Consider the following 20,256-nt stretch of genomic DNA (forward strand, 5'->3'; position numbering starts at 1 on the left):
GCTTGAAAAAGGGATGCAACGATGAATAACAACAAGACTGATTTTGACGTAATTATCGTTGGTGGCGGCACCAACGGCCTGTCGGCGGGCTGCTATCTCGGCCTGGAAGGGAAGAGGACGCTGGTGCTGGAGGCGCTCGACAAAGTGGGTGGCATGGCATCGTCGGGGTATCTGATCCCTGAAGCACCCGAGCATCTGGTACACCCCTGCGCTCTGGACATGATGTCGATGCGTGTTCATTCCCACATTCCCCAGGAACTGGACCTTGAGCGCCACGGATTCAAGTCCATCGAGCTGGCGCCAGGGTACGTGTATCTGCACCCGGATGGGAGCTCGCTGGTGTTCTGGCGAGATCGGCTGAAAACAGCTGCGGAGATCAGGCGCTACAGCAAGAATGACGCTGAGGCGTTTCTGGAGTTCATGAACGTTATCGACATGTTCCTAGAAATTGCTCTCCCAATGATGCGCGTTGATCCGGCGAAATTGAACTTCGGGACCAAGCTGAAAGTGATAGGCAGCGCCCTGAAAAATCGTAAGCTCAAGCCTGAATTGATGGGTCTGCTGACCGGCTCCGCGCATCAGGCAGCACGTGAACGCTTCGAGCACCCGGTCACCATTTCCGCGATGTGCGCCCTGACTGGATTGGCCGGAGATATCACCGCTGATGGCGGCGGTATCTACTATGCCTTGCTGGGCTTTCTTCACCGCTTTGGTGTTGGTCGGGTGCTCGGCGGGATGCAGCAACTGAGCAATGCCATGCGCTCCAGGCTCGAAGAGCTGGGCGGGCAGGTCATTACCTCTGCAACCGTGACGGAAATCGTCTCCAGCCAAGGAACGGTGAAAGGCGTCAAGCTGGCCGATGGACGCGAGTTCACGGCTCGCTCGGTCATCGCCGGCTGCCATCCTAAAGTGGCTTTGGAAATGGTGACGGCTGGCGAAATGCCCAGGCACCTGCTCACCCGTATCGCCATGGCGCCAGCCAACGCCAAGGGCTCAGGGCCGCTCAAGGTGGATGTGGCGCTGGACGGTCAGATTTCCGTGCCGCGCTTCGAACAAGCCCGGGGCGACGGCGTCGACCTGCGCAAGACCTGCCTGCTGATCGGCACCGAGGAAGCCGTGCTGGAAAGCTTTAGCGCCTGCGCCCGGGGTGAAGTACCTACGCTACCGTATATCACCATGGCCACTCCAAGCGCTGCGGATCCTTCCCAGGCTCCGGCCGGCCAGGACGTGGTCTACATCTACCCGCCGGTCATGCCGGTCAACCCGAAAGCGGGCTGGGATAACATCAGGGAAGCTGTTGCAGATCAGGTCATCGATCAGCTCTCGGCCTATGTAGAAGGCATCAAGGGGCATGTCATAGGTCGGCGGATCGAAGCCGCGCCGGATTTTACCGCACGTCTGAACACGGTGAACGGATGTGTCGTGCATATCGACACCACCTCCATGCGCTCCAGCACCATGCGCCCGGCTCACGGGCTGGGCGGCGATACCCTGCCGGTCGCAGGCTTGTATCTGGGCAGTGCCGGCATTCATCCCGGTGGCGGCGTGAATGGCATGTCTGGCCGTCTGGCGGCCAAGCGCGTGGCCAGTTATCTGGCTAAGAATCCCTAACGATCAAATAACAAGAATTACATTGTTACCAGGAGAACATGCTATGCCACTCGCAGCTCAGGAACTTGATATCGAAGCCGCTTACCACGCGGTTTCGGATACCTATCTTGGATCGGACGTAGATATCCATGGCCTATGCCGAGACAAGCGCCACAACGAACCGGTGATGCAGGGCGACTTCGTAGACACCTACCTCAAGGTGCCGACCAACGCTGGCGCCAAGGCAGCCAAATGTGCAGTCACCTTGTTTAAGTACAAGGACATAATGGCGGTGCTGCGTGACGCTGACACCTTCACCAGCGGTTTCATCGCCGAGGGGCTTGGTGCGTTTTTTGATGGGCTGATCATACTGGCGATGGATGGCGAGCAGCACCGGCGCACCCGTGCGCTGCTGCAGCCGGTGTTCATGCCGCAAACCGTAAACGAGTGGCGCCCCGAGATCGATCGAGTCATCCGGGAAGAATTCCTGTTGCCCATGGTGGCAGACAAGAAAGCCAATCTAATGGACTTTGGTCTTTATTTTCCAATTCGTGCCATGTATGCGCTGATGGGTTTTCCTGCCGATGATCCGGAAAAGTTCAAAAAGTACGCGAGCTGGGCGTTGGCATTGGTGGCGGCTAACCAGATTGATCCGGAAAAGGCCAAGATCTATGGGCCTCTGGCCGGCCAGGCGGTAAAGAGCCTTTATGATGCGATCAAGGAGGTGGTTGTCAGCAAGCGCTCCGAGGGCACTCAAGGGAATGACCTGATCAGCCGCCTGATCAATGCCGAATACGAGGGCCGGGCATTGGATGATCATGAGGTGACCACCTTTGTCCGCTCGTTGTTACCGGCCGCAGGGGAAACCACCACCCGGACCTTCAGTTCGGTGATGACGCTGCTGCTGGAACGCCCCGAGTTGCTGGAACGAGTGCGCAATGATCGCAGTCTGATCGGCAAACTGATCGATGAAGCCGTGCGTTATGAACCGGTAGCAACTTTCAAAATTCGCCAAGCCTCAAAGGATGTCGAGATCGGTGGTGTTATGTTGCCCAAAGGGGCAATGGTTCAGTGCATGGTGATTTCTGCCAATCGCGATGAGGACGCCTTCGAGAATCCAGACGCCTTTGATCTGGACCGCAAGTCGCGACCGTCGCTGGGATTCGGATTTGGCCCGCACATGTGCATTGGCCAGTTCGTTGCCAAGGTAGAGTTGAACAGCGCGATCAACGGCATTCTCGATCTATTCCCCAATATCCGTCTTGATCCAGACATGCCCGCGCCGAAGATTGCCGGAGCGCAACTGCGCGGCGCAAAGTTCATTCATGCCGTCTGGGATTGAAACTCACGCCAGCCCCGCCTTGAGAGGTGAAGACCAATGAATAATGTTGATAACGTAGAGATCGAAAACTTCCTGCATGGGCAGCTCAAATGCTGGAACGCCGGTGATCGGGATGGCTTCTTTGAGCACTACCGAAAAATATCTCCCAACGGGCTGGATATCGAGTATCTGGGGCGGCCGATGATGGAGGGTTTCGCAGTGCTGGAAGGCATGTGGGACCAGCAGAACAGCAAATTCAGCGTGGAGGTTGCGTTGTCGATCATTGCCGCCAATGAGGCGGCTTGCCACCACAGAAATGTGATGCGCGATGGTGGCGGTGTGATCGAAACCATTGAGTTGTACAAGTTTGAGGAGGGCAGGACGCTAGTACGCTACTTCATCAAGCAGTGACGGGCCGACAGCTTGCCGCCAAGCAACCGCAGTAACGCTGCGGTTTCTCCGTGTCTGGTGCCATGTGGCGCGCGATTCCTGCGCGCAAATGCACAGCTCAGGCCTGCTATGATCACCGCGGGCGTTTTTATTCGAGCCAATCCCGATCGAGGCCGAGCAATTCCCATCCAGGATAGTCCCTATGAACAAACAACTCTTGGAGAGCTGGCGCATTGAAGCGCGTCGGCAACTTGTCTCACAGCGCGGCTTGAACGTCTGGCCGCACGATGAACCAGATGATCTGGAGCAAATCCAGCAGATCCGTGAATGGCTCGACAGCCTGCCGGAGCCCGTGGTGCTGCAGCACCCGCTGCACCCCCTGAAAATACGGGTGGCCAGGGGTTTCAGCCCGCGCATGGCTTACTACTTTGCCCTGGGTGATTACGAGGAAGCGGATCTCGAGTTGATCGAGAAGATGATCAGGCCGGGGGACAGGGTGCTGGAGTGTGGCGGCGGTGCGGGCATCACCGGTTCGCTGGCGGCTCGCTGTTCGGGTAATCCGGTCACCATCGTCGAGCCCAACGAGGTCATGCATGAAATCATCCGCCAGAACGTCCAGCTTAACGGGCAGGAATGCCGACTGATTACGGCGGCGGTGGTGGCCGACGCCTATGCAGGCGATACGCTGACCCTTCGCGTGCAGGATGAATACTGGTGGAGTTCGGTGCTGGATCATGGTTCGGGCACGCCGGTGCAGACTGCGGTCGCGAGGATTTCCGATCTACTGGCAAGCATCTGCCCCAGCGTTCTGGTGCTGGATATCGAGGGCGCGGAAGTTGGACTGTTGCCTGCAAAGTTGCCCGATGATCTGCGCTTGATCATGGTCGAGTTGCATACACCGGATATAGGCGATGAGGCCACCGTCAGCGTGGTCAACACAATAATGGGTCAGGGTTTCTGCCTCTGCCATGTCAGGTCCCAGACCTGGGTGTTCGAGCGATCTCAAACCATTTCAGGTTGAGAGGGCCGGGATTGGAATGCGCTTGCCGAGCGCAGCGTCAACAGGGTAAGGGATGCCACTATTGCCGCGACCAGCGAATACATGATGACCGGGTCGTAGTTTCCGTACTGGGTGTGGATGTAGCCGAAAAAAGCCGGAGACATGCCCGCCACGATAGTGACCAGACCCAGATGTAATCCAAAGATGCGCGCGTAGTCTTTCATGCCGAAATAGCGGGCCATGAGAAAGGCGGCTATATCAAATTCCGCGCCTGCGCTTAAACCTATGCAGACAGTAGCCAGGACCAGCAGGGCAGTAGACTCTGGCCCCGTCACCAGCAAGATAAGACAACCTATGGCCGGGGTAAACAGCGCAGCGGCGGAAATGGCGATGGGCGAGTAGTGATCAAGCAGGTAGCCAACCAGCAGCCGCCCGATGATGATTGATGCGCCGAAGGCACTGAAGATCTGGCTGGCCGAAAGTGCAGGTACGCCTTTGTCCTGCAGGTAAGGCACCATCACCGTGACCATGGCAACGATAAGCGATACGGACAGGATGAGTGATAGGTTGCATATCCAGAAGGTCCGGGATTTACGCGCTTCGACAAAGGTGAATCCGGTCGCCGCCAGCGGGGCTGTGCGAGCTTTTCCTTGAGCGCTTTGGGGCTCGGCTGCCGGGAGTTGCAACCACAGCAGCGCCATCGGCAGCGTGGTCACCAGGGGCATCACCGCCAGCAACAAAAAGCCTGCCTGCCAGCCCCAGCGTTCCATGCACCAGGCCAGCAAGGGCGGAACGATCAACGCCGCCACACCGGTCCCGCTCAGGATGATCGCCAGCGCCAGCCCACGGTTGCGCTCGTACCACAGGCTTATGAGTTGGGTCCAGGTGATGGCAATAGTTCCCAGGCAAAGCAGCGGCATGGTGAAAAACGCGAAATACAGCCAGGCGATATGGCCATTGAGCTGGGTCAGGGCGGCATAACACAGAACCTGCAGAATGACCGAGACAATGGCCACACGGCGCAAACCGAAGCGCGCATACAGCCATCCGAGCAACTGCGAGGCGACCGCCACGCCGGCGAAAAGAAAGGTAATAGAAGCCTGAAGTTCGCCACGGCTCCAGCCAAAGGCTTCCTGAAGCGGGATAACCATAGTGCCGAAACCGTAGAGCAGGGCCGCACTCATACTAGTAACAACGCCAAATACGCCGAGAATCAGAAGTCGCCAGCCCAGGCGGAATTCGGTGAGATCAAGCATTGGTTGACGTGACAGGTTGTGGTGGGACATTTTGCAACTCCTACGGCACCTGCGCCTGCATAAAGCCGGCGCGCGATCAGCATTATTTTTATGTTTGTTTTTATGATTTTTTAAGTAATTCTTCGATCTTGGGTAAAGCGACCATGGTGGCTCCGCCATCCACCAGCAGCGAGGTGCCGGTGATGTAACTTGCCTCGTTTGAGGTAAGGAACAACACTGCCGAAGCGATATCAGCCGATTGCCCCAATCGGGGAACCGGAAAATGTTCCGCCAGCAGGTGGGGTAGCTCCTCGCCCAGGGTGCTTATCATGTGGTCCGTGCCGATCAGGCCCGGCTCCACCACGTTGACCAGAATATTCAGTGCACCGAATTCGACGGCTAGCCCGCGGGCAAAGGCATTCATGAAGGCTTTGCTTGAGCCGTAGGGGATCAGCGTTGGGGTGTACTTGCGGTTGGCCTCGCCAGAGGAAATGAAGATGATGCGTCCCTTGTTCTCCGCTTTGGTGAGGTACGGCGCGGCATCCTTGGCCAGCCAGAACAGGGACTGGATATTGCTGCGTACCAGATGATCGAAGGTCTCGTCCGGCATCTCGGTGATCAGCCCGTGGGCCGTATCCGCTGCGCAGTGAACCACAATATCCAGCTGGCCGAAGTGATCAATGGCACCTTCTACCATGGAATTTATCGCTGCCCGGTCGGCTATATCGCCGCCGACCAGGGCCGCTTCACGGTTCAGAACTTTTATCTGCTCGACCGTCTCTTGCCCGTATTTCGGGGTTCTTGCTGAGACCACAACCTTGGCGCCTTCCGCAGCGTAGGCCAACGCGATGGCTCTGCCCATGCCGCGCCCGGCGCCTGTCACCAGAACAACCTTGTCTTGGAATCTCATGTGTTGCTCCCGCAGTGTCGAGTCGAGTTGCCTGCCTGCCTGCAAAGCAGGCAGGCATGAAGCCGCGCTACAGATCAGCGCCCCGCACATTACGGGCTGTGCCGTTGCGACGGTCGGACTCGCCCCAGGCCAGCCAGCGGTCTGGTTCGCGCTCATCGCCCACTCGACGCCAGCGTCCTTCTTGCTGGGCGGTGATCGGAAAGCCGCCAACGAAATCGATCATTTCGCCTTTAGGTGCAGGAAGGAATTCCCATTCTTCCTCACCGTCCAGGATGATGCGCGCCGAGTCGAGAAAGTAACTACCGTCCTTGTGCATCGCCAACCCTTCAATATCGGTCGTGGTGCGTATTTCGCCTTTTTCATTCATGAAAATGGCGTAGCCAAGGTGTTCATGACCGACCATGAAGGAGCCCGAGTCCCAGGTGCCGTCCTTGTAGATGGTCACGAATGACCACCAGATCACGTGCATCTTGTTGTTTACCACCAGGTCCTTCTTGAAGTGAATGGCGCCGCCCTCGGCCATGTAGAACTGGTCCAGCGCCATCGCGCCCTTCACTGGACGGCCTTCACAGGTTCCCGAAATATCCCAGAGCTGGGAGACGTAGAAGGTGCCCCATTCAACGCCAGGCAAGTACCACTGCAGGCCAGGCCCAAGCAATTTGCCTTCCAGCTCAAACAGGCCGTCCTCCTTCCAGGTAAGCTTTTCGCTCGACGCGGTGATCTTCCATGAATTGCCCGGCTCGTCAGGCTGGTTGGTCCAGGTGACAGTGTCGCCGTCCAGCGTCTGCACCGGAATGGGCGTGGGTGCCTGGGCTGCCATGCGCTCATGATCCATGCGCAAATGCTGACCATCGATGTGGTTGGTTTGATAGATGAACTTGGTCGGATTGGGCGTGCCGTTGGGCGCGAGCAGCGAGCGCACGAAAGAATAGATGTTGCCCTCTTCGTCGCGCACCGAGCCAAAGGGAGAGCTCTTGCTTAACTGCAGGCCGAAGAACCCTCGTTCACCGGCCATCGCTGGCCCGGTTACCTTGTGGGGGCCAACCAGTTGCTGATAACCAAAATCGCCTCGTTCAGGAATCGTTGTAAAAGTTCGCATAGCATTCTCATTGTTTTTGGATGACTTTGGGGGGTTAGGTTATCGCTGGCTGTAACGCGATACGATTGACTCGGGGGCCATATTTCTCTCGGGGAGAGGTGTGGGATCAAACTGATAACCGCCTTTCAACCCATCGTTGATCACGCCATACATTCCTTTGTTGAAGTCATAGATCACGTTTTTAACGTTATAGGGGATGTCCAGATCGTAGAGTTGCACACCGCTGAGGAACATAGACCGGTATAGGCTGCCTTGCTGGTCCCAGGCGTCATACAAACCAACGCCAAAGGTGTCTTCGTCCAGGTAGTAGGTACGCTTGGCATACACGTGCCTGCTGTCTGATTTGAGGGTCGCTTCTACTACCCATACACGATGCAGTTCCCAGCGCTCACATTCAGGGTTCGCATGCTTATCGAGCATCTGTTCCTCCTGACCACAATCGAAATAGAACTCGTAGGCGTTATAGGGAATGAACATCTCCTTACGGCCGACCAGTTTGTAGTCAAACCGCTCCTGGCTGCCGGAGAACATCTGTAGTTCATCGAACAGCGTGACGCCGCCCTGACTGGCGACCGGCGTATCGAAAGCGAACTCCGGTGCCAGTTTGATGCGGCGCTGCCCAGGGGAATAACTCCAGGCCCTGCGGGGCTGATCTATGGGGTCGAGAAAGTCAGCTAGAACGGTTACTTCGCCTGCACGGCGGGCTGGGTATCGGTTAAGAGAGAACACCCTGGCGTACATTTCGGGATTGCGGTCGTCCTGGTCCACCTGGTAGTAGGGCATTTCTTCAAAGGTTTGCTGTTCGGCAGCCTTGGTCACACTGCCGTTGGAATCGATAATCCAGCTGTTGGATGAAGCAGTAGTCGAATACCCAGAGCCAATCTTGTAACGCAGTTGCTGGTTCCATAGCACTTCGTTGCCCGACTGGGGAATGGGAAAGGGCAGGCCGCCACGGCACGCGGCATCCACAGCCAGCCCGTCTTTCTTGGTATTGCACTCGGTGGCATTGCGAATGGTTGCTTCGACGACTTTCTCTGGATAAGCAGCAGTGCGGTGGCTGGGAAAAATATCGAGGTAATAGTCCGGATTGGTTTGCAGCAGATGTTTCTGTCCGGCGCTTAAATTGTCGGCGTATTGGTCCATATTGCTGGCGTCGATACGAAACAGCGGTTCCTCGTCTTTGTAGGGATCAACCCAGAATCCCGAATCAGGCTCAAAGCCTTCAGGCGCTGTGCGCAGTCCTCCGGTATACGCCGGAATGGTGCCTTCACTATTGCCTTCCTTGATGGCTCCCCAGGGGGTCAGGCTGTCTCCGAGTTTGGCTGCTTCTTCGGGGCTGACCGCTGCCAGGGAAAATGTCGAGATGCCACTCAGGGCGATACACATCATCAGTCGGTTTTTCATTACGGCTCTCCAGCTTTTTATTTTTGTGCATGTTCAGTGCTCTGCCGCCATTTCTTTCCGTGAGTCTGTACGGTGAATTCAACCTAGCAGAGCCATATTGATTTATCCACAATACAGAATTTCATTCTTTAGCAAGAATTTCGATATTGGCGTAATTGAAGGTTTGAGAGGTTTTTGCTGGAGCTTTGATGTTTTGCTGTAGCCCAATGCTGCTGCGGCTCGCAGAGGGCAGCGGCGCTCTCTAAAGGTGTGTGAATCGATTGAAGAGAGGGCTATAAATCGTTTTACCCTGGGTAAAACAAAACCATACCGAGAGGCTTTGGTCAGCGCGCGGATGAGAGCGTTGCCAGAGTAAGAATCATGACCCTTCGGGGGGGAAGGGGTGGACGTCTAGATGTCCGAGCCCTGCGAAATCAGCAAATTCTGCCGGTTTGCCAGTATGTGAATCAACAGGCCGCTACCCGACAGCAGCAACATGACGCCGGTCAATGGAACCGCGCTGGGCATGCTCCAGATACTCACCGCCGCCGCTCCACAGGTACCCAGCAGAAACTGAATACATCCCATAATGGCAGAAGCAGAGCCTGCCCGATGGCCTTCGTTGGCCATGGCAAGGGCAACCGCATTGGGGCTGAGCAGCCCCATCGAAGTCATGTAGATAAAAAAGCAGACCATAAGCAAGGGCAGGGAGGCGACGCCCGTCAAGGTAGCGACCAGCCCTACCAGCGATGCTGCGGCAGGGACTATGATCACGTATTTCAGCATGGTCGCGGGGCCGAAGCGGGCGACCAGCCGTGCATTGAACTGCGAGCCGGCGATCATGCCAAATGCATTGATTCCGAAAAACCAGCCGAAGTGCTCTGCGGGTACGCCATACAGTTCGATGATGACGTACGGCGAGCCTGCCACATATGCAAACATGCCACCAAAAGGTAGGGAGCCTATCAATACGTAGGTCATGAACTGGCCGTTACCCAGCAGGTTCGCGTAGCGGCGAAAATTGCCGACAATACCCAAACGTTCGGCTGTGTGCCGTGACAGTGTCTCACGCATGCTGAAATGCATGCTTACCAGCAGGATCAGGCCGGCACCGGCGAGTACCGCAAAGATCCCTCTCCAATCCATTACCATCAAGAGCAGCCCGCCGATGATGGGAGCCAGAATGGGTGCCAGACCGAGTGCCAGCATCAACATAGAGAACGCCCACGCAGCTTGTGCTGTGGTCGTACGGTCACGAATAACGGCGCGGCAGATAACTACCCCAGCGCTGCCGCCGAGCGCCTGAAAAAAGCGTGACGCGGTGAGGGTGGTCAGGTCATTTGCCAGCATGCAGCCGATAGACGCAGCAATATAAAGTACGAGGCCGAAATACAACGGCGGCTTGCGTCCATAGCGGTCGCTCAGGGGGCCGTACAGTAGTTGCCCCAGTGACATGCCGAGCAGAAAAATCGCCAGTGTAATCTGTACCTCTGCGGACTCGACATCCAGGCTGCGCGCGATTGATGGAAACGCGGGCAGGTACAAGTCAACCGACAGCGGTGAGAGAGCCGTCAACATCGCAAGCAGAAACAACCAGCCTGGGAAGAATGGCGCTTTTTCACTCTTACTCATGGATGGTGACTCCAACGCAGCGATTCAGAGGGGCATGCAGGGCGAGCGGGCTCGAAATACTACGATAGCGACGGTAAACCCCTTCAACTTTGCAGGTATCAAGGGTCACCAAGATCAAGCGATTAACTGCGGTGAGCGACTTCCCAGGCTTTCAAGTCAAAATCAGGTTTCCTGGCTTCGCGCGGGGTCAGTTCTGGCGGACGAGACAAGAGTTTCTTGCCGGCAAGATGATCCCCCGGGCGGTTGCATGACTCGACTGCCACCAGTTGATCCCTACGGAAGCACAGCACGGAGAACTGGTCCGTCTCCATTGAGCCCAGTGTCACCGTGCTGTCGTAACCGGTAGATAGCCCAACAATCTGCAGTTTCAGATTGCCCTGGTCGGTCCAGAACCAAGGCGTAGAGATAAACGGTGCCGCTTTACCCAGCAGCCTGGCCGATACCGATCTTGCTTGGTCCATCGCATTGGGAACAGATTCTATACGGGTATGCTCGCCTTGGTTATGTATGCAAGGGAAACAGGCAACATCACCAATCGCGGAAATATGCGGATCATTGGTTAAAAGGTGGGCGTCGACCTTGATGCCATTTTCGATTTCCAGGCCAGCTTCAGTCGCCAGATTAATGTTCGGAATGACGCCGATGCCATAAACGACCAAATCGGCGGGAAGCACTTCGCCGTCGGCCTTTTCCACTCCGGTTACCTTGCCGTTTTCTCCGATGATCTGATCCACTGCCTGGCTGAAGTGGAATTTAACGCCCCAGGACTCGTGTGCCTTGAGGAAAAGCTCGGACATCTGCGGCGAGATCGCTCTGGCCATGAGCCGCTCACCCCGATCAATCACCTGCACACTGGCTTCCTGCGCGGCAGCTACCGCTGCGAATTCCAGGCCGATAAAACCGCAGCCAATCACAACCACATTCCTGGCTGCCTTGGCCCTGGGTGCCAGCGCATCGGCATCGGCCAGCGTTTTGATGCCGAACACCCCTTCAAGGTGTTCGCCTGGAATCGACAGTGCGCGATTGTGGGCACCTGTCGCAAGTACCAGGTGGTCATATTCCAATGCTTTTTCGCTCTCAAGCACCACACGCTGGTTCTGCCGATCAATCAATACTGCTTTATCGTGGATCAAGTCGATCTGCTGTTCATCAAAAAAAGCGGCAGGGCGAAAAAGCAGATTCTCTGCCTTGATTTTCCCCAGCAGATAAGCTTTGGACAGTGGCGGACGCTGGTACGGCAGCCCAGGTTCATCGCCCACCAACGAGATTTTTCCGGCGAATCCGCCTTGGCGCAGTGACGCGGCGACTTGAAAGCCTGCCTGGCCTGCACCGATTATTACAACTGACGTAAGCGTCATATCTGCTCCTGTGCAATCAGTACTGGGACTCGGGCAAACGCAGCACCATACCGTCCATATTGTCCTGAATAGTCAGTTGGCAAGTCAGGCGGCTGTTTTCCTTGCGTTCGTTGGCGAATTCCAGCATATCCAGCTCGGAGCCCTCGGCTGCGGGCACGGCACCCATCCAGTTATCTTCTAGAAACGCATGACAGGTGGCGCAACTGCAGGCGCCGCCGCAATCAGCCTGGATACCAGGCACCATAGCGTTCAAGGCAGCTTGCATTATGGATTGCCCGACCTCTGCGGTCACCGCGTGTGGGGTACCGTTGTGTTCTATGAACGTAATTGTTGGCATCGATATTCTCCAGTGAATCAGTGTCAGGCTGCTACAGGATTGGCTACGTGCGATTTTTCAAACTGCGGTGCCCGGCCTAATGTCAAAAGCATCAGAGGCCCTATAACCGAACAGGCCAGACAGTAAATGAGCATCAAGTTATAAGATCCGGTCTGGCTAAGAAACGCTGCAAACAGCAAGGGCGCTGCAGCCGACGTGGCGGTCAAAAGGCCAATGTGAAAGCCAAACAGACGGCCATATTCCTTCAGTCCAAAATATCTGGCGATAAGAAAGGCGGCGATATCAAGTTCAGCACCGGCCCCAAAGCCAATTGAAATAGCAGCCAGCAATAGCAGAGTAAAGTCCGTGGTACCGCTTAGCAAAATGATGCAGCCGAATGCAGGCATGGCCAGGCTCAAGGCAGAAATGCCTGGGGGCCAGACCCTGTCCAGCAGATACCCTACCAATACTCTGCCGAATACCAGCGACAGACCAAAGCCACTGAATATAAGGCCAGCTTCCTCAGCGGAGAGGCCCAAGTCACGCAGGATTGGCACAGTGTTGGTAACCATGCCGATAACCACTGAAATGACCAGTGCCAGCGCGATATTGCAGATCCAGAACTTTTTCGAGGTGAAACCTTCTTTGAAGGTCATGCCGGTAATGCTGCGTTGAGCCGCCAGCTTGTCTGCTTCACTCTCGTGAGCCTTTGGCTGGGGCACTGAAAACCAACAGAGTGTCAGCGGCAACAGCAGCAGCAGATTGATCAGAGCGAGAATAATAAACGCAGCGCGCCAATCCCAGGTACTGATGCCCCAGGAGAGCAGGGGGGGAATCGTCGCTGCCGCCAACCCGGTGCCGGATAATCCGATAGCGAGCGCCAAGCCCCGGTTTTTTTCAAACCACATATTAAGCAACTGCGTCCAACTAACTGCTAGGCAGCCGATACTCAGAATAGGGATAAGCACAAACACCAGATAAAGGGTCCAGATAGACCCACCAATCTGAGTAGCGGCAAGATAGCCCAGCACCGTCAGCGACATTGAGACGCTGGTGACCTTCTTCAGGCCATAACGCAGGTTAAGCCAACCGACGACCTGCAACGCAATTACGGCGCCGACGAACAGGAAGGTAATCGCTATCTGCAATGCACTCCGGCTCCAGCCGAAAGTTTCCTCAAGCGGGACCACGAGCGTCCCAAAACCATAGAGCAGGGATGAGTTGATGCTGATGCCGATGCCAAGCATCGCCAGAATCAATATCCGCCAACTGGTGCGAAATTCACTTGTATCAATGGCAGCGCTGTTGCCGGAAGTGTTCATGTTTGCCGTCCTTCATTGTTTTTATGTCTCCAGTTGGAGTGTTGTAGCCGCGCCTATGCGAGGAGCGTTTATCACGCAGCTTCCAATTTCTGGATATAGAACTATATACTGACATCAGAATATTGCATGAGCGTGATGATGTCCATACCGATTATCCGCTTCATGCCTACAACAAAAATAGTGATAAGGAATGCTCAATGCTATTGCTCAGCCGCCTGTCCATGGGCGTAAAACTGATTCTTGCCCCAGCTCTGATTGTGTTACTACTTGTTGCGATTTCTGCGGTTGCGTACGACGGGCTTAACCGTCAACAACGAGTTTTACAGCAAATTGAACAAGTGCGTTTCAGTCAGTATCAACTTGCTCTGGATATTTCTGCGGCGTCTCAGGCGGCGATGGTCGGTTCGTACGCGGCAGTGGTGCAGTTGATTCAGGCACAGGGCAACGTCTCGCAGGAAGAAATGCAGTTCTATGTCGAAGATATGCAGGCCAGCGTATCTGATATGCGCACGAGCATTCGTCTTGGTCTCGAGGGTACGGCAGCGTTAAGCGAAGAGGAGCATGCTTCATTCACCACCCTCAGCGAACAGTCGGAGGCGTTTGCCGTAGGCGTCGGTGAGCTGGCGGAGGCAGTCCTGGAAAACCCCTATCAAGCTCCTTCGCAGCTGGGTTACGTGCGTGCAGACTACAACCGCATGTTGGGTTTGTTGAATATTTTCATGGAGGACCAAAAGGCGCTCTCCAGCCTGTCCTTCAATGATGCGAACGAAACGGCTAACGCGGTGACACGAGCTTTGGTTATTGCAGTAGTGACTGCGATGGCAATAGCGCTGTTGGTCGGTTTGCTAATGCGTCATCAAGTGCTGAAATCCATTCGCGGCATTGAGCGCGCCGCAGTCAAATTGCGTGATGGTGATTTAACCCATCGTGTTGCGGTGATAGGCAAGGATGAGATTGCACAGACGGCCATTGCTTTCAATGCGCTAATAGACAGCTTGCAGTCCGCCGTCCGGCAGGTGACACGTGTTGCTGGCTCGGTGGGTACGTCTGCTGATGAGTTGGTTGCAACATCTAATCAGGTGGCGCAAGGGGCTAACGAGCAAGCCAGTGCCGCCACGCAAACGTCATCTACCGTTGAGCAGATGAGCATTGGGCTGGCGTCAATTTCATCACATGCGGCCAGCCTGCATACCTCGGCACAGAATAGTCTGCGTGGTGCTGAAGCAGGTCGTGCAGCCCTGAGCCGTTTGCTGGACGAAATCGAGCGGGTGCGTCGAGCCTTTGCTGCAATTACCTTGTCAGTCGGTGATTTTGTTTCCAGTACCACCGCGATCACCGATAGCATCAATCGGGTCAAGGAGCTGTCTGCGCAAACCAACCTGTTGGCACTGAACGCAGCGATAGAGGCGGCGCGCGCGGGTGAGAGCGGCAGAGGCTTCAGCGTTGTAGCTGACGAGGTACGAAACCTGGCTCAACGCTCGGCAGTGGCAGCCAATGCGATTAATGAACTGACTGACGCGTTGGAAAGTCAGTCAGGCAATGTTCAGAGGGTACTGGATGAGGGGGCTGCCGCGCTGGACAGTAGTCAGGCTCATTTGGATTCGTTGGAGAGCGTGCTGTTGGAGGCTTCCAGCTTGGTGGGTGCCTCAACTCTGGGCGTAAGCGAAATCGCCTCAGCGGTGCAGGTGCAGAATGAGGGTGGAAAGGAAATCAGTTTCGGTATTGAGCGAATTGCAAAAATGGCCGAAGCAGGAGACCTGATCTCCCACCAGGTTACCGCCGCGGTGGCTTCTTTGAAGGAACTGGCTGAAGAGCTGGAGTTGTCCGTCGGACACTTTCGCACTTGAATGATCTGCACAACCATAAGGACAATTCTCATGTCGCTGCGCCAGTTGCTCTTTGTTTCAGTTTTCTGTCTGGTAGTTACTTCCCCTGTTCAGGCTGATCAGGGCATCAATGATAGGTTGCTGATCCACGAGATGCGCTCACTGGCTTCCTCGATATGTTCCAACGTGCTGGTATTTTATAACCAGAATGGCAGTCCCTTTGTCGAGCAGAATCGGCAAAGCTATCAGCAGAGTCTGGTAAAGCTGGAGGGGCTCTCCTCCCAGCTCAACCGTCCGATAATTACCGAGCATGTGCGCACGTTGGTTGCCAGCGTTGACGATACCTCAGAGCTCCCCCAGTCGGGGGCAGCGTTAAGGGCCACTGCGCCCGGATTTACTCTTTGGTTGTTGCCCGTTGTCGAATCGCACTATCAGTTGCAGTCTGATCTGGATGCGCTATATAAAGCCACCGAACCTAATGCGGACGGAAAAGCTGACGTAGGGTTACATACCCTCAGTCAGCGCCTGAGCGAGCTTATGGTCGGCTATCAGGTGGCTGCGTTCAGTCGACTGGGTGCAGAACAGTGGGTGATGGCGGAGGAGGCAGTGATTGAACACGATCAAGAGGTTTTGGCGTTGTTTGAGCGTCTCACCGTAGACCATCCAGATATATCGCCAGCCGTTGAACGCTCCCATAGATACTACACCTTCACCAGGCCGCTGTTATTGAACCAGACAGGCAACTGGGCTCCGAATGCAGTGGAGCGTTTTCTTGCTCTTGCGTTGGGTGAGCTGAATCACTTGTCTGTCGAGTAGGAGGCCAGTCTATTGCCGCGCAGGTTGATTGGCCGGCCATACGCCATTGTTTAACAGCGCATCAAAAGCCGTGCTCATCTCTGCGGCGTTGTGCGGGTAGTCATGTCGAACCCACCAGAGCCAGAGCCCCAGCAGAGCTCCGACAAAGCAGCGTACGGTGGCTTCGCGGCTTAACTCTTCTGCAATGCCAATCTGATAGCGGCAATAGTGTTCGCGCACCTGAACAATCAATATATTTTCCAGGTGAGCCAGGATGATTGCCTGGGAAGGACTGTTGAAAAAAGCAGTAGTCAGTGACGCATGTTGCTCCGTGGCTGTAAATAACCAGTTAGCGACATCCAGGACAGCAACGGGTGCTCCCGACACCATGACTGTGCGAGTTGTTGGAAGGCCGATGCTTTCGTAGCCAGCCACTAGCAGATCTTCCTTGTCACGAAAGTGCGCGTAGAACGTGGACCGAGCTATCCCAGCGGTATCCAGCAGTTCCTGAACCGTAATATCGCGAAAGTCCTTTTCCAGTGCGAGTTTGTACATAGTGCCGAGCAGCCGGTCGCGAGTGTGCTGGATTCTGAGTTTGTGGCGATCCTCCGGCGCATTCGGCGGGTCACCATTGGGGCGGTCTGGATGGCGCTTGCTCATACCTTTTTCCACGGGAACGATGAATTGTTATGCCCGTGAGACTGCCACAGCCGGTTTGGCCTGGGCAAGATAAAGCCTGATTGGCATTCTCTGGTGTACACCGAACGGATATCAAATTCTGTCCGTTGTAGCTCGGTTGCGTGCAGACCTACACTCCCAGCTTCAGCAAAAGAACAACGGATAAAAACAATGAATACCGACCATATTGCCGCTAACCATGGAACGGGCTGCAGGGTGCCTGCGTTTGTTCCCGCCGCCCAGATATCACAGCCCGATTTTTGGACTGATAAAGCACGGGAACAGTGATCATGAATGAAAGCTACGACTACATCATTGTTGGAGCGGGTTCGGCCGGCTGCGTGATGGCGAACCGACTCTCGGCCAACCCTAGTATTTCGGTACTGCTGATCGAAAGCGGTCCGGAGCACACCAGCCCTTTAATCGCGATGCCGCGAGGCATAGGCAAGTTGTTGATGCCGGGCAACCCGCACGTTTGGGATTATCAGGCGTCGCGGGGAGAAGGCATGGCCACGGAGCTGTGGCTCAAGGGTAAGGCTATTGGCGGTTCCAGCTCGGTGAATGGGATGGTTTACGTGCGTGGCGCACCTGCCGATTATGACGCCTGGGAGGCGCAGGGATGTGCCGGTTGGGGTTGGCGGGATATGGGCCGACAGTTTGTCGCGATGGAAGATCACCAGCTTGGCAGCTCCGAGTGGCGGGGTGTGGGCGGACCACTGAAGGTAACTGTGCACCCCTCGGGCGATGAGTTGTGCGATGCGATTATCGACGCTGCCGCCCACATCGGTACGGCGACCGTTGCGGATACCAATCATGTGGACTCGGTGACGCAAGGCGGGTTCGGCTATCAGCCGCAAACTACCTGGAAGGGGCAACGCTTCAGCGCGGCGAAGGCGTTTCTTGATCCAGTGCGTGCAAGGCCCAATCTGACGGTGCTGACGGGCACCCATGTACACCGCATACATTTTGAGGGACGCCGTGCCGTCGCGGTGCAGGTGCAAGAGAAAGACGGCGAGCGCCGCATCCGCTGCCAGCGTGAAGTGCTGCTATGCGCTGGCGCTATCGAGTCTCCAAAGCTATTGCAGCTATCTGGCATAGGGCCTGCTCAGCTACTGCATTCTCTGGGCATTCCGCTCATTGAAGATGCGCCGGATGTCGGACGTAATCTGCGTGAGCATGTTTATATCGCCGCGCAGTTCCGAGTCACCCGGGGCAGCTTCAACCATTGCTTCGCCGGACTGGGGCTGGCTCGCTCGGTGCTAAGTTATTTTCTGCGCAAGAAAGGCCCCATGACCCACGCTGCCCATGAAGCAGGCGGCTTCGTAAAAACCCGGCCTGGGCTGGAGCGCCCCGATGCGCAGATCGGGGTAAGCCTGTTTTCAATGGATGGCGACGGCAAGACCGTGGCTATTGATAAACAGCCGGGGATCACCCTCGGCGGGTACTTCATGCACCCGCAAAGCCAGGGTGAGTTACGCATTGAGTCGGCCGACCCGGCGGTGCCGCCAAGAATCGTCGCCAATTACCTCAGTGCCGAAGCGGACCAGACGGCGGCAATATCGCTGCTGAAGTGGATCCGCAAGCTCGCGGCGCAACCGTCGCTCAAGCCTTTCCTGGTTGAAGAACTGACTCCCGGCCCGCAGGTGCAAAGTGACGAAGAAATGCTTGCTGCCTTTCGCCGCTTTGGTCAGACCGCCTATCACGTAGCCGGAACCTGCCGCATGGGCAGTGACGAGCACGCCGTGCTGGATCCTGAGCTCAAAGTGCGCGGGGTTGAAGGTTTGCGCGTGATTGATACATCGGTCATGCCCACGCTGGTATCAGGCAACACCAACGCGCCGGCCATGGCCATCGCCATGCGCGCGGCAGAAATCATCGCTGGTGCGAATCAGCCAGGAGCGAGCGCAGCATGATTATTCCTTTTACCCACCTGAACAAACTCTACATAAACGGCCGCTGGGAAGCGGGTAGTGAAGGCGCTGAAGCGATCATTAACCCAGCCACCGAAGAGGTGATTGGCCATGCGCCGGTGGGTGGCGTGGCCGCTGCCGATGCGGCAATTGCTGCCGCCCGCGAGGCGTTTGATCAGGGCCCGTGGCCCTGGCTGAGCATGGCCGAGCGGGCGGATTATATGCGGCGTATGCACGCTGCACTGGTAAGTCGGCGGGAACAGATTGCTGCGCTTATCGTGGCAGAGGTCGGCTGTTCGCAAATGGTCACTCAGGCCATGCAAGTGGATATGCCGCTGGGGCATGTTCTGAAGGCCATCGACCGATCCCTGGTGACCGAAGCACGGCAGATTCCGGTCGAAGCAGTACCCAATCCGATGAACCCCGGCGGGCCGATGATCCTCGGAAGCGGCAGCATCGAACGCGAACCCGTGGGCGTGGTGTCGGGTATCACTGGCTACAACTTTCCCTTCCTGCTGAACCTGGCCAAGGTCTTTCCGGCGCTGCTGGCAGGCAACACCCTGGTGCTCAAGCCGTCACCCTTTACGCCGTACTCGGCCTTGCTGTTCGGCGAGATTGCCGAGGAAATCGGTTTGCCCAAAGGCGTATTGAATATCGTCACCGGTGGTGTCGAGGTCGGCAGCCTGCTGAGCAGCGATCCGCGGGTGGACCTGGTCTCGTTTACCGGCTCGGAGGCGGTCGGCATCAGCATCATGACCCAGGCAGCTGCCACCTTGAAGCGGGTACACCTGGAGCTGGGCGGCAAGTCTGCGCTGATCGTGCGCGCCGATGCCGACATTCAGGCGGCCGCCATGGGCGCCGTTGCCGGACTGATGATCAATGCTGGGCAAGGTTGTGCGCTACTGACGCGTTTCGTAGTGCACAACTCGGTCCGCGAGCAGTTTGTGCAGTACGCAAAAGCCACTGCCGGTCAATTCAAGGTGGGGGATCCGTCGGATCCGAGCGTGATGATGGGGCCGCTCATTCGCGAATCGCAGCGGGCCAAAGTCGAAGGCTTGATCGCCAGCGGACTTGAGCAAGGCGCCAAGCTGGTATGCGGTGGCGGTCGTCCGGCCGGCCAGGAGAAGGGTTTTTTTGTCGACATCACTCTGTTTGATGACGTCACCAATGACATGACCATCGCCCAGGAAGAGGTCTTTGGTCCGGTTGGGGTTGTGATCGGTTTCGACACCGACGAAGAGGCTATCGCCATTGCCAATGATTCACGCTTTGGGCTCAACGGCGGCGTAATGACCGCCGATGCTGCCGTTGCGTACAAGATGGCCAAACGTATCCGTGCCGGCAGTGTTTACCTCAACGGGGGTGGCGGAACCATGCCCTACGCGCCTATTGGCGGCTTCAAGCGCTCGGGTATAGGTCGTGAGTTCGGACCTGATTGGCTCAATGAATTCACCGAAGAAAAGTCCATTATCTATCCCATCGGGCGCTGAA

The 20,256-nt window shown here is 56.2% G+C and carries 17 protein-coding genes; 8 read left to right on the forward strand and 9 right to left on the reverse strand.

Going from position 1 to position 20,256, the window contains the following annotated elements:
* Nucleotides 1-21 precede the first annotated feature (21 nt).
* The 4 genes from EAO82_RS09040 (at nt 22) to EAO82_RS09055 (ending at nt 4,322) form a co-directional block, all read left to right on the forward strand.
* The gene (locus EAO82_RS09040) at nt 22-1,611 is read left to right on the forward strand and encodes a phytoene desaturase family protein (RefSeq protein WP_096346470.1); all 1,590 of its coding nucleotides are present in this window, start codon (nt 22-24) and stop codon (nt 1,609-1,611) included.
* A gap of 43 nt (nt 1,612-1,654) precedes the next feature.
* Nucleotides 1,655-2,932, forward strand: a complete 1,278-nt coding sequence (locus EAO82_RS09045; protein WP_096346469.1) for a cytochrome P450 — start codon at nt 1,655-1,657, stop codon at nt 2,930-2,932.
* Nucleotides 2,933-2,968: 36 nt separating this feature from the next.
* Nucleotides 2,969-3,322 carry a hypothetical protein gene (locus EAO82_RS09050; RefSeq protein WP_096346468.1) on the forward strand — a complete coding sequence of 118 codons (354 nt, stop codon included), beginning with the start codon at nt 2,969-2,971 and terminating at the stop codon, nt 3,320-3,322.
* Nucleotides 3,323-3,503: 181 nt separating this feature from the next.
* Nucleotides 3,504-4,322, forward strand: coding sequence for an FkbM family methyltransferase (locus EAO82_RS09055; RefSeq protein ID WP_096346467.1), 819 nt, complete (start codon nt 3,504-3,506; stop codon nt 4,320-4,322).
* Here EAO82_RS09055 and EAO82_RS09060 read toward each other — a convergent pair.
* From EAO82_RS09060 to EAO82_RS09095, 8 genes are all read right to left on the reverse strand, one after another.
* Nucleotides 4,304-5,587, reverse strand: a complete 1,284-nt coding sequence (locus EAO82_RS09060) for an MFS transporter (RefSeq protein WP_096346466.1) — start codon at nt 5,585-5,587, stop codon at nt 4,304-4,306. The two genes, EAO82_RS09055 and EAO82_RS09060, sit on opposite strands and share 19 nt — an antisense overlap.
* Nucleotides 5,588-5,657: 70 nt before the next feature.
* Nucleotides 5,658-6,446, reverse strand: a complete 789-nt coding sequence (locus EAO82_RS09065; RefSeq protein ID WP_096346465.1) for an SDR family NAD(P)-dependent oxidoreductase — start codon at nt 6,444-6,446, stop codon at nt 5,658-5,660.
* Between the two features lie 67 nt (nt 6,447-6,513).
* Nucleotides 6,514-7,545: a hypothetical protein gene (locus EAO82_RS09070; RefSeq protein ID WP_096346464.1), complete on the reverse strand. Its 1,032-nt coding sequence runs from the start codon at nt 7,543-7,545 to the stop codon at nt 6,514-6,516.
* A gap of 39 nt (nt 7,546-7,584) precedes the next feature.
* Nucleotides 7,585-8,949, reverse strand: a complete 1,365-nt coding sequence (locus tag EAO82_RS09075) for a DUF1329 domain-containing protein (protein ID WP_096346463.1) — start codon at nt 8,947-8,949, stop codon at nt 7,585-7,587.
* Nucleotides 8,950-9,339: 390 nt separating this feature from the next.
* Entirely contained in the window at nt 9,340-10,560 is a 1,221-nt protein-coding gene (locus tag EAO82_RS09080) for a multidrug effflux MFS transporter (protein WP_096346462.1), read from the reverse strand.
* Nucleotides 10,561-10,682: 122 nt separating this feature from the next.
* A complete protein-coding gene (locus EAO82_RS09085; protein ID WP_096346461.1) occupies nt 10,683-11,918 on the reverse strand; it encodes an NAD(P)/FAD-dependent oxidoreductase in 1,236 nt (411 codons plus the stop codon).
* Between the two features lie 16 nt (nt 11,919-11,934).
* Nucleotides 11,935-12,255 carry a 2Fe-2S iron-sulfur cluster-binding protein gene (locus tag EAO82_RS09090; protein WP_096346460.1) on the reverse strand — a complete coding sequence of 107 codons (321 nt, stop codon included), beginning with the start codon at nt 12,253-12,255 and terminating at the stop codon, nt 11,935-11,937.
* Nucleotides 12,256-12,278: 23 nt separating this feature from the next.
* Nucleotides 12,279-13,556, reverse strand: a complete 1,278-nt coding sequence (locus tag EAO82_RS09095; RefSeq protein ID WP_096346459.1) for an MFS transporter — start codon at nt 13,554-13,556, stop codon at nt 12,279-12,281.
* Nucleotides 13,557-13,753: 197 nt separating this feature from the next.
* Here EAO82_RS09095 and EAO82_RS09100 point away from each other — a divergent pair, with 197 nt between their 5' ends.
* Nucleotides 13,754-15,403: a methyl-accepting chemotaxis protein gene (locus tag EAO82_RS09100; protein WP_096346458.1), complete on the forward strand. Its 1,650-nt coding sequence runs from the start codon at nt 13,754-13,756 to the stop codon at nt 15,401-15,403.
* A 30-nt stretch (nt 15,404-15,433) separates the two neighbouring features.
* A complete protein-coding gene (locus EAO82_RS09105; protein WP_096346457.1) occupies nt 15,434-16,198 on the forward strand; it encodes a hypothetical protein in 765 nt (254 codons plus the stop codon).
* 9 nt (nt 16,199-16,207) lie between these two features.
* Here EAO82_RS09105 and EAO82_RS09110 read toward each other — a convergent pair whose 3' ends face one another.
* Nucleotides 16,208-16,837 (reverse strand): TetR/AcrR family transcriptional regulator, encoded by a 630-nt coding sequence (locus tag EAO82_RS09110; protein ID WP_096346456.1) that lies wholly within the window; start codon nt 16,835-16,837, stop codon nt 16,208-16,210.
* A 308-nt stretch (nt 16,838-17,145) separates the two neighbouring features.
* Here EAO82_RS09110 and EAO82_RS09115 point away from each other — a divergent pair, with 308 nt between their 5' ends.
* Both EAO82_RS09115 and EAO82_RS09120 read left to right on the forward strand, forming a co-directional pair.
* Nucleotides 17,146-18,768: a GMC family oxidoreductase gene (locus EAO82_RS09115; protein ID WP_174958803.1), complete on the forward strand. Its 1,623-nt coding sequence runs from the start codon at nt 17,146-17,148 to the stop codon at nt 18,766-18,768.
* Nucleotides 18,765-20,255, forward strand: coding sequence for an aldehyde dehydrogenase family protein (locus EAO82_RS09120; RefSeq protein WP_096346455.1), 1,491 nt, complete (start codon nt 18,765-18,767; stop codon nt 20,253-20,255). The genes EAO82_RS09115 and EAO82_RS09120 overlap by 4 nt, the downstream gene beginning before the upstream one ends.
* The last annotated feature ends 1 nt before the right edge of the window (nt 20,256 follow it).

It is taken from the genome of Halopseudomonas pelagia (genome assembly GCF_009497895.1).
Lineage (GTDB): Bacteria > Pseudomonadota > Gammaproteobacteria > Pseudomonadales > Pseudomonadaceae > Halopseudomonas > Halopseudomonas pelagia_A.